This is a genomic window from Pimelobacter sp. 30-1 (assembly GCF_018831735.1).
GTDB lineage: Bacteria > Actinomycetota > Actinomycetes > Propionibacteriales > Nocardioidaceae > Nocardioides.
In genome coordinates, this window is the sequence record NZ_NHTS01000005.1 from 280,120 (window position 1) to 294,236 (window position 14,117).

General features: G+C 73.4%; 14 protein-coding genes. 9 read left to right on the forward strand and 5 right to left on the reverse strand.

Annotated elements, in window-relative coordinates:
• Positions 1-99 precede the first annotated feature (99 nt).
• The 5 genes from CCO04_RS12715 to CCO04_RS12735 are packed head-to-tail and all read left to right on the forward strand — an operon-like array spanning position 100 to position 4,802.
• The gene (locus CCO04_RS12715) at positions 100-1,194 is read left to right on the forward strand and encodes an ABC transporter substrate-binding protein (RefSeq protein WP_215814508.1); all 1,095 of its coding nucleotides are present in this window, start codon (positions 100-102) and stop codon (positions 1,192-1,194) included.
• Positions 1,191-2,015: a siderophore-interacting protein gene (locus CCO04_RS12720; RefSeq protein ID WP_308281196.1), complete on the forward strand. Its 825-nt coding sequence runs from the start codon at positions 1,191-1,193 to the stop codon at positions 2,013-2,015. Before CCO04_RS12715 ends, CCO04_RS12720 begins: the two co-directional genes overlap by 4 nt.
• On the forward strand, positions 2,012-3,007 hold the full coding sequence (locus CCO04_RS12725; RefSeq protein WP_215814509.1) for an iron ABC transporter permease: 996 nt from the start codon (positions 2,012-2,014) through the stop codon (positions 3,005-3,007). Before CCO04_RS12720 ends, CCO04_RS12725 begins: the two co-directional genes overlap by 4 nt.
• Positions 3,004-4,032, forward strand: a complete 1,029-nt coding sequence (locus tag CCO04_RS12730; protein ID WP_308281197.1) for an iron chelate uptake ABC transporter family permease subunit — start codon at positions 3,004-3,006, stop codon at positions 4,030-4,032. Before CCO04_RS12725 ends, CCO04_RS12730 begins: the two co-directional genes overlap by 4 nt.
• Positions 4,029-4,802 (forward strand): ABC transporter ATP-binding protein, encoded by a 774-nt coding sequence (locus CCO04_RS12735; protein WP_215814510.1) that lies wholly within the window; start codon positions 4,029-4,031, stop codon positions 4,800-4,802. Before CCO04_RS12730 ends, CCO04_RS12735 begins: the two co-directional genes overlap by 4 nt.
• On the opposite strand, the gene CCO04_RS12740 is transcribed toward CCO04_RS12735, so the two are convergent.
• The 4 genes from CCO04_RS12740 to CCO04_RS12755 form a co-directional block, all read right to left on the reverse strand.
• A complete protein-coding gene (locus CCO04_RS12740; protein WP_215814511.1) occupies positions 4,768-6,012 on the reverse strand; it encodes an RNA polymerase sigma factor in 1,245 nt (414 codons plus the stop codon). The two genes, CCO04_RS12735 and CCO04_RS12740, sit on opposite strands and share 35 nt — an antisense overlap.
• Before the next feature lie 12 nt (positions 6,013-6,024).
• Complete coding sequence (locus CCO04_RS12745; RefSeq protein ID WP_215814512.1) at positions 6,025-6,390, reverse strand: YciI family protein; 366 nt, start codon at positions 6,388-6,390, stop codon at positions 6,025-6,027.
• A gap of 84 nt (positions 6,391-6,474) precedes the next feature.
• Positions 6,475-7,680, reverse strand: a complete 1,206-nt coding sequence (locus CCO04_RS12750) for a DUF3324 domain-containing protein (protein ID WP_215814513.1) — start codon at positions 7,678-7,680, stop codon at positions 6,475-6,477.
• A 26-nt stretch (positions 7,681-7,706) separates the two neighbouring features.
• Positions 7,707-9,314, reverse strand: a complete 1,608-nt coding sequence (locus tag CCO04_RS12755) for an AMP-binding protein (RefSeq protein WP_215814514.1) — start codon at positions 9,312-9,314, stop codon at positions 7,707-7,709.
• Positions 9,315-9,387: 73 nt separating this feature from the next.
• Here CCO04_RS12755 and CCO04_RS28555 point away from each other — a divergent pair, with 73 nt between their 5' ends.
• Positions 9,388-9,858 carry an OsmC family protein gene (locus tag CCO04_RS28555; protein ID WP_215814515.1) on the forward strand — a complete coding sequence of 157 codons (471 nt, stop codon included), beginning with the start codon at positions 9,388-9,390 and terminating at the stop codon, positions 9,856-9,858.
• An 11-nt stretch (positions 9,859-9,869) separates the two neighbouring features.
• On the opposite strand, the gene CCO04_RS12765 is transcribed toward CCO04_RS28555, so the two are convergent.
• On the reverse strand, positions 9,870-10,550 hold the full coding sequence (locus CCO04_RS12765) for a hypothetical protein (RefSeq protein ID WP_215814516.1): 681 nt from the start codon (positions 10,548-10,550) through the stop codon (positions 9,870-9,872).
• Between the two features lie 89 nt (positions 10,551-10,639).
• On the opposite strand from CCO04_RS12765, the gene CCO04_RS12770 reads away from it, so the two are divergent.
• From CCO04_RS12770 to groL, 3 genes are all read left to right on the forward strand, one after another.
• Positions 10,640-11,473, forward strand: a complete 834-nt coding sequence (locus CCO04_RS12770; RefSeq protein WP_215814517.1) for an SGNH/GDSL hydrolase family protein — start codon at positions 10,640-10,642, stop codon at positions 11,471-11,473.
• On the forward strand, positions 11,470-12,327 hold the full coding sequence (locus CCO04_RS12775) for a hypothetical protein (protein WP_215814518.1): 858 nt from the start codon (positions 11,470-11,472) through the stop codon (positions 12,325-12,327). Before CCO04_RS12770 ends, CCO04_RS12775 begins: the two co-directional genes overlap by 4 nt.
• A gap of 113 nt (positions 12,328-12,440) precedes the next feature.
• Positions 12,441-14,072, forward strand: a complete 1,632-nt coding sequence (gene groL, locus CCO04_RS12780; protein WP_215814519.1) for a chaperonin GroEL — start codon at positions 12,441-12,443, stop codon at positions 14,070-14,072.
• The last annotated feature ends 45 nt before the right edge of the window (positions 14,073-14,117 follow it).

Genomic DNA, 14,117 nt, shown 5'->3' on the forward strand with positions numbered 1-14,117 from the left:
CGCGACACCGGCACGTCCGTTGGTAAGGCTAGCCTCACTTGGTCGGATGCGCTGTCTCGGGTGACCTCGCGCGCCGATTCCCCGACGTGAAGGACGATCATGCAGCTCAACCTCCGGCCGGCTCGCGCCCTCGCCGCCCTGTCCGCCACCGCCCTGATCGGGGCGACGTTCGCGGCGTGCGGCAGCGAGGACGACGGCAAGGCGGACAAGGGGAAGGCGAACGCCGCCGCGTGCGAGCCCGCCACCCCGGCACTGCCCGCCGCCGCGCCCGTCGCGGCGTTCGACCCGGCGTCGAAGACCCGCTCGTTCGAGGCTGACAACGGCACCGTCGAGATCCCGACCGACCCGCAGCGCATCGTCGCCACCGGGTACGCCGTCCCGGTGCTCCTGGAGGCCGACGCCGACGTCGTGGGCATCTCCGAGTGGGGCCGCGGCACCGCGCTGATGACCGAGGACGACCTGGCCGACTACCAGGCCCTCAAGAAGGTCGCCGGCGAGACCGCCGCGAGCACCGACTACGAGGCGATCGCCAACCTGAAGCCGGACCTGATCATGCTCGGCGTCCCGCTGCCCGTGCTGGGCGACGTCGATCTCAAGCGGCTCGAGTCGATCGCGCCGGTCGTCGTGCTCGGCCCGGACCGCCCCGACGGCTGGAAGAACCTCTCCGCGCGCCAGGCCGACGCGGCCGGTGTCGTCGACTACTACGAGGCCGCCAAGGCGTCGTACGACGCGAAGGCGGCGGCGCTCACCGAGAAGTACGCCGACGTCCTCGACGGGCACTGCTTCGGTCACGTCGGCGCCTACGGCGACGTGAGCGCGGGCAACTTCAACCGCGAGTACGCCGGCGCCTGGGGCACCAACATCGCCACCGACGTGGGCGCGACCTACTACGGCGGTCCGGCCGAGCCGGGCAAGGGCTCCGCGGCGTTCTCGGAGTACCCCTCGATCGAGGAGCTCCCGCAGAGCCTGGCCGACGCCGACGTGATCACCTACACGGTCGACGACGACGGCAAGCCCTCGGAGTCGGTGCAGTACGTCCTCGACCACGACCTGTGGAAGACCCTGCCGGCCGTGCGCGACGGCGCCGTGATCCCGCTGCGCTACACCGAGGCGGCGACGTACCCGACCGCCGAGCGCGCGCTCGACGAGATCGACCGGGCGTTCGCCGAGGCCTTCGCGGACGAGCTGAAGTGATCGGCCAGCGCGACCGGCCGGCCGAGCGCGTCGCCGAGCACCACGGCACCGGGCGGGGGATGCAGCGGATCGGCTACCCGATCGGCATCTGCCGGACCACGGTCGCCCGGCGCGAGCTGGTCACGCCGCGGATGCTGCGGCTCACCCTGACCGGTGACGAGCTCGCGGGCTTCCACAGCTACGTGGCGGACGACCACGTCAAGATCGTCTTCCCCCACGCGGACGGCACCCGGACCGACCCGGTGCCCAACGACCGGCAGCTGCTCGACTGGCCCAAGCCGCTCCCGCCCACGCGGACCTACACGATCCGGCGCGTCGACCTCGCCGCACGCGAGGTCGACCTCGACGTCGTGCTCCATGCCGGCGGTCTGGCCGGTGACTGGGCCGAGGCCGTCGCGATCGGCGACCCGGCGGTGATCGCCGGGCCGCCGGGGGCCAAGGCGTTCGCGCACACCCACCGGCACTACGTCCTCGCCGTCGACGTGACCGGCCTGCCGGCCGTCGCGCGCTGGCTGGACGAGGCCGACTGGCTGGAGGCGGCCGGGGCGACCGCGCACGTGCTCGTCGAGCACGACCACGCGGACGAGACCGGGTACCCGCTGCAGGAGCGCGCCGGCGTCGAGGTGCGCTGGCTCTCGCGGGCCGCGGGGTCGCAGCTCGGTACGCAGGTGCGGGCGCTCGACGTACCTGACGACACGTTCGTCTTCGGCGCGGGCGAGGCCGAGGACCTCAAGGAGGTCCGCCGCTGGGTGGCCGAGCGGGAGCTGCCGGCCAGCATCACCGGCTACTGGAAGCGCGGGGTCGCGGGGTTGGACGATTGACCCTGCGTCACCCCGGCCCCCTGGTCGCGCTCGTCGCGCTGGGTGCGGCCCTCTTCGGTGCCGTCGTGTGGAGCCTCTCGATCGGCAAGGGCGACCTGCCGTCCGGATCGGTGCTCCCCGCGCTCTTCCGGTACGACGACCACGACGCCGCGCACATCATCGTGCGCCAGGTCCGGCTGCCCCGGACCCTGCTGGCGATCCTGGTCGGCGCCGCCCTGGCCCTGGCCGGGGCGCTCGTCCAGGCGCTGACCCGCAACCCGCTGGCCGAGCCGGGCGTCCTGGGCGTCACCTTCGGTGCGTCCTTCGCCGTCGTGGTGGCGACCGCGCTCGGCGTGGCCGCCGGCCAGGGCGCGCAGATGGTCGTCGCCACGCTCGGCGCGGCGCTCGCCACGGCCGTCGTGTACGCCGTCGGGCGGGCCGATCCGCTGCGCCTGCTCCTGGCGGGGACGGCCTTCAGCGCCCTCGTCGCCAGCCTCTCGCTCGGCATCCGGCTGCTCGATCCCGACGCCTTCGACGACCACCGGTTCTGGGCGGTCGGCTCGCTCGCCGGGCGCGACCAGCAACCGCTGACGCTGCCGACGATCGTGGTCCTCGTCGCCGTCGTGGTGGCGCTCGTGCTCGTCCGGCCGCTGTCCGCGCTGGAGATGGGCGACGACGTCGCGCACGGGCTCGGTGTCCGGGTCGGGGCGACCCGGACCGGCGTCCTGGTCGTGGCGACGGTGCTCGCCGGCGTCGCGACCGCGATCGCCGGCCCCATCGCCTTCGCCGGCCTGATCGTGCCCCACCTGGTCCGCCGGTTCGCGCGCGGCTCGGTCGGCTGGCTCATCGTGCTCTCGCTCGCGGGCGGCCCGGTGCTGCTCGTCGCCGCCGACACCATCGGCCGCCTGGTGCTGCCGGTCGGGGACGCCCCGGTCGCGATCGTGACCGGCGTGCTCGGCGGTCCGCTGCTGGCGTGGGTGGTCCGCCGCCAGGGCGCGGAGGCGACGTCGTGACCCTGACCTTCCTGCGCCCGGAGCGGCGTACCGTCCTCGCCGTCGTGCTGATCGCCGTCGCCACGCTCGCGGTCTCGCTCGTCGCGCTCTGCTACGGCGACGGCTGGGCGCGGCCCGGCGCGGTCGTCGACGGCCTGCGCGGTCAGGGCCCGCTCGCCGGACGGGTCCTGGAGTGGCGGATGCCGCGGGTGACCGCGGCCGTCGTCTTCGGGCTCGCGCTCGGCCTGGCCGGCGCGCTCTTCCAGAACCTGACCCGCAACCCGCTCGGCGCCCCCGACGTGATCGGCCTCGACCAGGGCGCCTACACCGGCGTCCTGCTCGTCCTCACCGTCGCCGGAGGCGCGCACTTCGCCGCCGCGGCCGACAACGGCGGCGGCTTCGCGCTCGGCCTGGCCGGTGCCGCCCTGGCCGGAGGCCTGCTCGCGGCGGGCGTCGTGGCGCTGCTCGCGATGGGCAGCGGCTACACCGGCTACCGGCTGATCGTCATCGGCATCGCGGTCAACGCCGTGCTCACCGCGGCCAACTCGTGGCTCATCCTGCGCGCCGACCTGGAGGTCGCGATGGCGGCCGCGAGCTGGTCGGCCGGCAACCTCAACGGCACCGACTGGGCGGACCTGGTCGTGCCGGTGGCGGGCATCGCCGTCCTCGCCGCGGGTGCGGGCTTCCTGGCCCGGCCGGTCCAGCAGCTCGCGCTCGGCGACGACGTCGCGGTGACGACGGGGATCCGCCTCGGCCGGCTGCGCCTGATGATCGCCACCGTCGGCGTGGGCTGCACCGCGATCGTCGCCGCGACCGCGGGCCCCATCGTCTTCGTCGCGCTGATGGCGCCCCAGATCGGCCGCCGCCTGGCCGGTACGGCGGGCATCGCGCTGCTGCCCTCGGCGCTCACCGGCGCCCTGCTGCTCGCCACGGCCGACCTGCTCGCCCAGGTCGTCGCGCCCGTGCAGCTCCCGGTCGGCGTGGTCACCGGCGCCATCGGTGGCGTCTACCTGTTGTGGTTGCTGTTCAAGGAGGTCGGACGATGAGCCGGTTGCGGACCGAGGGCCTGCGCCTCGGGTACGGCGAGCGCACGGTGGTCGAGCACCTCGACCTCACCGTGCCCGACGGCGTCTTCACGGCGATCGTCGGCCCCAACGCCTGCGGCAAGTCGACCCTCCTGCGCTCGCTGGTGCGACTGCTCAAGCCCGAGGCGGGCAGCGTCGTCCTCGACGGCCGGACGATCGCGACCTGGCGGCCCAAGGCTGTCGCCCGCGAGCTGGGCTTCCTGCCCCAGGGGACGACGACGCCCGACGGCATCCGCGTGGTCGGCCTGGTCCGGCGCGGGCGCTACGCCCGGCAGCCCGCGATCGGCACCTGGACCCGCGCCGACGATGCCGCCGTCGCCGCCGCGCTGGACGCCGCCGGCGTCGCGGACCTGGCCGACCGCCGGGTCTCCGCCCTCTCCGGCGGGCAGCGGCAGCGCGTCTGGATCGCGATGGTGCTCGCCCAGGAGACGCCCTACCTGCTGCTCGACGAGCCGACGACCTTCCTCGACATCGCCCACCAGTATGAGCTCCTGCGGCTCCTGCGCCGGCTCGTCGACGACGGCCGCACGGTGGTCGCCGTGCTGCACGACCTCAACCAGGCCTGCCGGTTCGCCGACCACGTCGTCGCGATGCGCGACGGCGCCGTCGTGGCGACCGGGGCTCCGGCCGAGGTCGTCGACGCGGCGCTCGTCGAGCGGGTCTTCGGGCTGGCGTGCGCGGTGCTGCCCGACCCGATCACGGGGACGCCGATGGTGGTCCCGCACGCGTGACCTCGCGCCGGGCCCGCAGGTGCGCGGACTCGGCCTCGTTGCGGCACAGCGCGAGCGCGGTGTCGAAGGCGACCCGGGCCTCCTCCGCGCGGCCCAGCCGGACCAGCAGCTCGGCCCGCACCGCGGGCAGGCGGTGCCCGGGCAGCGCCACCCCGGTGAGCGCGGCGAGCCCGGCCTCGGGGCCCTCCCGCTCGGCCAGGGCCACCGCTCGGTTGAGCCGCACGACCGGGGAGTCGCGCAGGGCCAGCAGCTCGTCGTACCGGTGGACGACGCGATCCCACCGCGTGTCCGCCGAGGTCGGCGCGATCGCGTGCTCGGCCGCCACGAGTGCCTGCAGCAGGTACGGCGCCGGGGGAGCGCCGACCAGCGGACGGAGCAGGTCGAGCGCCTCCAGCGCCTCGTCGTGGTGCCAGCGACGCCGGTCCTGGTCGGGGAGCAGCACGAGCCGCCCGTCGACCACGCGGGCGTCGCGCCGCGCGTGCTGGAGCACCATGAGCGCGAGCAGCGCGTCGAGCTCGGTGGTGCCCGCCCCCGGCGGCAGCACCGCCCGCAGCACCCGCACGAGCCGTACCGCCTCGCCGGCGACGTCCGCGCGCAGCACGTCCGCCCCCGACCCGGGCGCGTAGCCGCTCGTGAACGCCAGGTAGGCGACATCGGCCACCACGTCGACCCGCGCGGCCAGCTCGTCCGGCGGCGGCACGGCGAACCGCGCCCCCGCGAGCTTGCGCCGGGCCCGGGTCAGGCGCGCCGCCATGGTCGGCGTCGGCACCAGGAACAGCCGCGCGACGTCCTCGGTCGGCACACCGAGGACCAGCCGCAGCGTCAGCGCCGCGGCCGCCTCGCGGGACAGGTCGGGGTGCGCGCAGAGCAGCACCAGGCGCAGCCGTTCGTCCGTCACGGACTCTCCTCGCGGCGGCGCCGCGAGCACCCGCTGCGCGTGCTGCTGCACCGCGGCCTCGACCTCGAGCAGCGGCACCTTGTCCGCCGCGACCACCTCGTGGCGCAGCGCATCGGTGATCCGGCGGCGGGCCGCGGTGAGCAGCCAGCCGGCCGGGTTGGCCGGAACCCCGGCCTCCGGCCAGGCCCGGGCCGCCGCCTCGAACGCATCGGCCAACCCGTCCTCGGCCAGGTCCACCCGGCGGCACCACGCGACGAGCAGGGCCAGCAACCGGCCCCACTCCTCGCGCAGCACGCGCTCGAGCGGCTCCATCCGGCCCGCGTGCTACCCGTCGTGCGCGACGGTCGCGCGCACCTCGACGCCGTCCTCGAGCGAGGCGAGCACCCCGCACACCTCGAGCAGGTCGTCGAGGTCGTCGCTCTCGACGACGTAGAACCCGCCGACCTGCTCGACGGACTCGAGGTACGGACCGTCGGTCACCGTGATCGTGGCACCGTCCGCCGCGGCCTTCCGGACCACCTTGGCGGTCCGCGAGTGCGCGAGCTCGGCCCCGCCGGTCACCTGGTGGCCGCGCTCCTCGAGCAGGCGGCTGAACTCGTCGTGGCGGGCGTACATCGCCGCCCGCTCCTCTGCGCTGGCGTCCTCCCAGGTGCGCTCGTCTCCGGTCAGCAGGACGACGTACGTGGTCATGGCATCTCCTCAGGGGTGGTGGGTGAGTCTGTCACCCCGATGACGGGCGAGCCACGGGCCTTTCGACAACCCGGCGGAGAATTCTCAGTCGAGGTCGTGCCACTCGTACGTCGAGACGCGCACACCGACGGTGTCCGTCCGGCCGGCGCGGTGCGGGTCCCCGGTGACGCCGAGGCTCGACCACAGGAGGCGGAACCGCACGGTGCCGTCCGGGTGGATGAGCCGGGGCGGGATCGAGAGGATCATGGAGCGCTTGTTGAGCGCCGCGAAGAGGTCGATATTGCGGACCCGGCCGTCCGGGGTGACGATCTCGGCGTCGGGGTCCTGCGGCCACTGCCACCGGCCGCGGACGACCACGAAGACCTGAGTGCCCGCGACGCGGTCGCGCGGGACGCGCACCCGGTGGGCCGTGCGGACCAGCGGCTCGCGCCGCCAGTCGGTGTTGAGCGCCCGGTAGTGGAGGCTGCCGTTCGCGATGCGGACCCGGGCGTTGCGCTGGGTCAGCGTGGCGGTGCGGGTGGCGTTCGCCTTCTTGGTGACCGTCAGCTCCTGGGAGACCCGGTAGCCCGACGAGAGCCGGAACGGCCGGGACAGCGGCCCGTAGCGTGTCCCTCTGTCGTCGGCGACCACGAGGCGCACCCGGTAGGTGCCGGCCGGTGCCGACCCGTCGGAGGTGAGACCGTCCCAGCGGAGCCGGGAGTCGCGCGGGTCGATGATCCAAGAGCCGAGCGCGCCCTCGTCACCGACCACCTCGAACGTGTTCGTGCCGTGCTTCAGGATCGTGGCGTCGAGGCCGTGCCGGAGCGAGGCCGCGTGGGCCACCCCGGGGTGGACGTCCCGCGGATAGATCACGGCAGCGTCGGGGGTCAGGGAGGCGAGGAGTGGCGCCGTGCTGACGTAGATCTCGGTGTGCTCGGTTGCGGGCGTCTTGCCGCGGGCGGTGGCGGTCACCCTGAACGTGTAGGTGCCGGCGGCCAGCGGGGCCCCGATCGTCGCCGAGTCGATGGGGAGGTCGACGCTCGTGCGGGCGCTCGCGAGCTGCGCGGTGGTGAGGTCGGCCTCGCCGACCACCTTTCCTCCGGCGGTGAGGGTCCAGTGCGCCGCATCGGCGTCGGTGGAGACGCTGACGGTGGCCGACTCCCAGTAGCCGTCGCCGTTCTCGTTGAGCAGCGGGTCTGCGCTGGAGACGGAGAGCCACGTCGGCTCCAGCGCCAGCGCCGCCGCGGGCACGCCTCCGAGGACGGAGACGCCGAGCGCGGCGGCGCACAGCAGGGTGAGGATTCGGCGCAAGGCTCCCCCGAACAGGCGGTGGCTGGTCAGCCCAGCAGCTGTGCCGCGAGCGCGGCGCTGGCAGGGTAGTCCACCTTGCTGACGGGGGTCCGGGGGACCTCGTCGATGAAGAGCACCGTCTTGGGCACCTTGTAGTTGGAGATCAGCGCCCGGCAGTGGTCGCGTACGTCGTCCTCGCTGAGCGTGACGCCGTCGCGGCGCTGCACCAGCGCGGTGACCTGCTGGCCCCAGCGCTCGTGGGGCGTACCGACGACGACCGCGTCGAAGACGTCGTCGTGGCGCAGCAGGACGGCCTCGACCTCCTCGGGGTGGACCTTCTCGCCGCCGGTGTTGATGCACACCGAGCCGCGGCCGAGCACGGTGACCGAGCCGTCCTCCTCGCGGCGGGCGAAGTCGCCGGGGATCGCCCAGCGCACGCCGTCGATCTCCTTGAAGGTCGTGGCGGTCTTGACCGGGTCCTTGTAGTAGCCGAGGGGGACGGGGCCGGAGCGGCCGAGCATGCCGTCGACGCCGACCGGGCAGGGCTTGAGGTCGGCGTCGAAGACCTCGACCTGGTCGGTGACGGTGAACCGGGGGGCGGCGGATCCACCCTCGGAGCCGTCGTCGATGCGGGAGCCGGTGGCGCCGGACTCGGAGGCGCCGTACGAGTCGAGGATGAAGCGGCCGGGGAGGGCCTGGCGGATCTCCTCGCGCACGCCGTCGGACAGGGGCGCGGCGCCGTTGGAGACGGCGGCGAGGCTGGAGAGGTCCCAGCGGTCGGGCTCGGCGAGGATCGCCTCGGCGACGGGACGGCCCATGGCGTCGCCGAGGAAGGTCATCGAGACGACCTTGGCCTTCTCGACCAGGTCGAGGATCTTGACCGGGTCGAAGTGCGGCTCGGTGAAGAGCGCGACGGTCTGGCCGGCGACGTGGCCGTTGCCGAGGATCCACTGGCTGCCGCCGTGCATCATCGGGCCGCAGGCGAGCAGCACCATCGGGTTCTCCACGGCCTGGGCCTCGGTGACGAGCTGGTCGATCGAGTCGAGCGGGGCGCCGTAGCGGGCCGCGTTGAGGGCGGCGCGGATCAGGTCCTCGTTGCGCCACACGACGCCCTTGGGGTTGCCGGTCGTGCCGCCGGTGTAGAGGACGTAGTGGTCATCGGCGGAGCGGCCGTTGGCGGGCCGCTCGGTCGACGCGGCGGCCAGCGCGGCGTCGTACTCGGGGCCGAGGACGACGGTCTGCCGCAGCGTCGCGAGGTCCAGCTCGGCCAGCGCGTCGACGTGCTCGGGCGCGATGATCGCGGCCACGCAGTCGGCGTTGTCGTAGAGGTACGCCAGCTCGTCGCGCAGGTACTTGTAGTTGATGTTGATCGGCACCGCGCGGGCCTTGAGGCACCCGTAGAGCGCGTCGACCCACTCGATCCGGTTGGTCGAGTGGACGGCGACGTGCTCGCCTGGCTGGATGCCCAGCCCGATGAGGTGGTTGGCGAGGCGGGTGGCGCGCTCGTCGATCTCGGCGAAGGTCCAGGCCCGGTCGCCGGTGTGGACGGCGATCCGGTCGGGCACGCCGTCCGCCATTGCCTCGAGCACGTCGGCGAGGTTGAGGGGGCGGGCGTCGGGCGTCGTGGGGGCGGTGGCCGGTGTGGTGGGGGTCACAGGGAGAAGAGTGCCAAACTAGAACAAGTTCTCGCCAGGGTTCGTCCCACTCGGTTTCGACCATGATGGTCGCGTGACCGACCACCACTACGCACTCGACCTCGTCTGGCAGGGCAACCGCGGCAGCGGGACCACCGGCTACCGCGACTACGACCGCACCGTGCTCCTCACCGCCGCCGGCAAGCCGGACCTGCTCGGCTCGGCCGACCCGACCTTCCGCGGCGACGCCGCCCGCTGGAACCCCGAGGAGCTCCTCCTCGCCGCGCTCGCCCAGTGCCACCTGCTGTCGTACCTGCACTCCGCGGTCAACCACGGCGTCGTCGTCACCGCGTACGACGACAGCCCGGTCGGGACCATGTCCCAGGTCGGCCAGGGCGGCCGGTTCACGTCCGTCACCCTGCACCCGCGGGTCACCGTCGCCGACGCCGCGATGGTCGACACGGCGCGGGCGATCCATGCCGAGGCGAGCGAGAACTGCTTCATCGCCGCGTCGGTGAACTTCCCGGTCGGGCACGAGCCGGTGATCGAGGTCGCCGGCTCGTAGGGGCAGGAGCCTCAGGCCCGGCCGAGGCTGCGCGCGACGCCGTCGAGTACCGACCGGGTCTGGCCGGCGTCGGTCGTGGTCGCCGTGACCTGGACGAGCCGGCCGCCGATGCTGAGGAACAGCGCCGCCCCCTGGTTGGTCGCCGTCGACATGCTCAGCGTGTAGGACACGACCCGGCCGGGCCCGAGCGGCGTACGGACGTCGCGGACCCCGCTGACCGAGCCGGCCGCGGACAGCCCGGACTCCAGCGAGGCGGCCGACGGCAGGGTGCTCGCCTGTCCGGTCACCCCCACGTTGAGGGTGCCGGAGAAGCCGATCGCCAGGACGTCGAGGTTCTTGATCATCGCCCGGAACTCCTCGACCGAGACCCCGGCCTGCGCGGCCATCTCGGGGATCCGGTCGCCTTCGGCCGCGTAGTCGACCGAGCCCGAGCCGAGCACGGTCCAGCCCGGCGGCAGCGTGAACCTGATGCCGGACTCGTCGGCGACCACCGCGATGCGCCGTGCCTGCTGGCGCCTCTTCGGCTTGGTCTTCTTGCGGTCCTTGGCCGGCTCGTTGCCGGCCGCCTCGGGGCCGAGGGGCGAGGACACGGTCGGGATGCGGATCTTGTCCGCATCCGCGACGGGCTCGGCGGAGCAGCCGGCGAGGAGTGCGGCACCGGCCACGAGCGCGATCAGGTGACGCAGCAGCATGGGCCGCATCGTAGGACCGCGTCCGCGCCGTCGTCCGGCGTTTGACGAGGCGCCACGATCCGTTCAGGAGGATCTGGTTCAAAGCAGCCATGAGCCGTACCCGCAAGGCCCTGGTCGCCGCCGGCGTCGCCCTCGCCGGCATCGGCGTGACGACGGGAGGCGGGCGCGAGCTGCTGCGCCGCCAGGCCGCGATCGCGCGAGCCCGGATCGGCAAGCCGCTGGGGGAGGAGGCGATCCCGGCCGACAAGGTCTGGAAGCGCAAGTCGTACGACGGCCCGCCCCTGCGGCTGCTCGTCCTCGGTGACTCGATCGCCGCCGGGCTCGGGGCCGAGCGCCCCAAGGACACCCTCGGCGCCCGGATCGCCCGTGGCCTCGCCGCCGAGCTGCGCCGGCCGGTCGCGCTGCGGACCGCCGCGGTGGTCGGCTCGGAGAGCTCGGCGCTGGCCGGTCAGCTCGACGGGCTGCCCGCGAGCTACCGCGCCGACGTCGCGGTGGTGGTGGTCGGCGGCAACGACGTCACCCACCGGGTGCCGGTCGCCACGTCGGCGCAGCACCTGGAGGAGGCGGTGGCGCGACTGCGCGCGCAGGACACCGGGGTGGTCGTCGGAACCTGCCCGGACCTCGGGGCGCTGCGGCCGGTCCCGCAGCCCCTGCGCTCGCTCGGTTCGCGGATGTCGCGCCAGCTGGCGAGCGCGCAGGCGGAGGTCGCCGTACGGAACGGGGCGCACGCGGTCTCGCTGGCCCACGTCGTCGGCCCGTTCTTCATCACCAACCCCGACGAGATGTTCAGCCTCGACCGCTTCCACCCGAGCGCGCTGGGCTACAAGCGCACGGCCAAGGCGCTGCTGCCGTCGGTGCTGGCCGCGCTGGGCCACGACCTGCCGGTCCCGTTCGGGCACCGGGCTCCTAACGTGGGCGCATGACCTCCGTCCTCCTCGCGACCTTCGACCTCATGCCCGACGGTGAACCGGGTGCCGCGGCGCTCACCGCTGCCCTCGACGCGCGCGGGATCGACAGTCGCTGGGTGTGCTGGGACGACCCGGCGGTCGACTGGGCGGGCGCCGACCTGGTCGCGATCCGCTCCACCTGGGACTACCACCGCCGGCTGCCCGCCTTCCTGGACTGGGCCCGTGCCGTCGAGGCGTCGACGACCCTGCTCAACGGAGCCGGTGTCGTCGCCTGGAACGCCGACAAGGCCTACCTCGCCGAGATCGCCGATGTCGTCCCGGTCGTGCCCACGGCGCTCCTCGACGACGCCGACCTGGCCGCCGGGCTGGCCGCGGCGCTCGACCGCTGGGGGAGTGTCGTCGTCAAGCCGCGCACGGGAGCCGGTGGGATCGGCGTCGTCGTGGTCGAGCGGCTCGACGACCCGCGCCTGGAGGGCCTCGTCGCCGGGCCGTGGATCGCGCAGCCCCTCGTCGACTCGATCCGGACGACGGGCGAGAGCTCGGTCTACGTCTTCGACGGCGTCGCGGCGTCCCAGGTCGACAAGACCGTCGCGGCCGGCGAGATCCGCGCCCACGAGCTGCACGGCGGCAGCAACACCGCGGCCGCGCTCGATCCCGAGCGGTCGGCCGTGGCGACCGCGGCCGTGCGCACGGTCGCCGAGCGACGCGGCGCCGACCTGGCGTACGCCCGGGTCGACCTGCTGCGCTGGCAGGACTCCTGGGTGGTCAGCGAGCTCGAGCTGATCGAGCCCGGCCTCTACCTCGACGTCGACCCGGCCAACGGCGAGCGCTTCGCCGCCCTCGTCGCGGGCCGGCTGGGGCGCTCCTGAGCCTGCCGGGAGCCGGGCTTCTCCTTGCACTCGCCATGGTCGAGTGCTAAACATGATGCTGGCACTCTCGCCTTGAGAGTGACAACGGACATCGCGAAGGAATCGCAGGAGTTATGTCGAAGCTGATTGCTTTCAACGAGGAGGCCCGCCGCGGTCTCGAGCGTGGCATGAACACGCTCGCGGACGCCGTCAAGGTCACCCTGGGCCCCAAGGGCCGCAACGTCGTCCTGGAGAAGAAGTGGGGCGCCCCCACGATCACCAACGACGGTGTCTCCATCGCCAAGGAGATCGACCTCGAGGACCCCTACGAGAAGATCGGCGCCGAGCTGGTCAAGGAGGTCGCGAAGAAGACCGACGACGTCGCCGGTGACGGCACGACGACGGCGACCGTCCTCGCCCAGGCGCTCGTCAAGGAGGGCCTGCGCAACGTGGCCGCCGGCGCGAACCCGATGGGTCTCAAGCGCGGCATCGAGGCGGCCGTGACCGCCGTCTCCGAGCAGCTCCTCGGCCTGGCCAAGGACGTCGAGACCCGCGAGCAGATCGCCGCGACCGCGACCATCTCCGCCGGTGGCGACGCCACGGTCGGCGACGCCATCGCCGAGGCGATGGACAAGGTCGGCAAGGAGGGCGTGATCACGGTCGAGGAGTCGAACACCTTCGGCATCGACCTCGAGCTCACCGAGGGCATGCGCTTCGACAAGGGCTACATCTCGGCGTACTTCGTCACCGACCCCGAGCGCATGGAGACCGTCCTCGAGGACGCCTACGTGCTCATCGCGAACAGCAAGATCAGCAACGTCAAGGACCTGCTGCCGCTGCTCGAGAAGGTCATGCAGTCGGGCAAGCCGCTCGTCATCCTGGCCGAGGACGTCGACGGCGAGGCGCTGTCGACCCTGGTCGTCAACAAGATCCGCGGCACCTTCAAGTCCGTCGCCGTCAAGGCGCCGGGCTTCGGCGACCGCCGCAAGGCCATGCTGCAGGACATCGCGATCCTCACCGGCGGCCAGGTCATCTCCGAGGAGGTCGGCCTCAAGCTCGAGACCGCCGGTGTCGAGCTGCTGGGCCAGGCCCGCAAGGTCGTCATCACCAAGGACGAGACCACCATCGTCGAGGGTGCCGGCGACCAGGCCCAGATCGAGGGCCGGGTCAACCAGATCCGCGCCGAGATCGAGAGCTCGGACTCCGACTACGACCGCGAGAAGCTCCAGGAGCGCCTCGCCAAGCTGGCCGGCGGCGTGGCCGTCATCAAGGTCGGCGCGGCCACCGAGGTCGAGCTCAAGGAGCGCAAGCACCGCATCGAGGACGCCGTCCGCAACGCCAAGGCGGCCGTCGAGGAGGGCATCCTCCCCGGTGGCGGTGTCGCGCTGGTCCAGGCCGGCGCCTCCGCGTTCGACAAGCTCGAGCTCGAGGGTGACGAGGCCACCGGCGCCAACATCGTCAAGGTCGCGCTCTCCGCTCCGCTCAAGCAGATCGCCATCAACGCGGGCCTCGAGGGCGGCGTCGTCGCGGAGAAGGTCGCGAACCTCCCCGCCGGCCAGGGCCTCAACGCCGCGACCGGCGAGTACGTCGACCTGCTGGCCGCGGGCATCATCGACCCGGCCAAGGTGACCCGCTCGGCGCTCCAGAACGCCGCGTCGATCGCCGCGCTGTTCCTCACCACCGAGGCCGTCGTGGCCGACAAGCCGGAGAAGGCTGCCGCTGGTGGCGGCGACCCGACCGGCGGCATGGGCGGCATGGACTTCTGAGTCCAGCGCCACCCGGCACCCGCACCACCCACAGGGCCCTCGCTT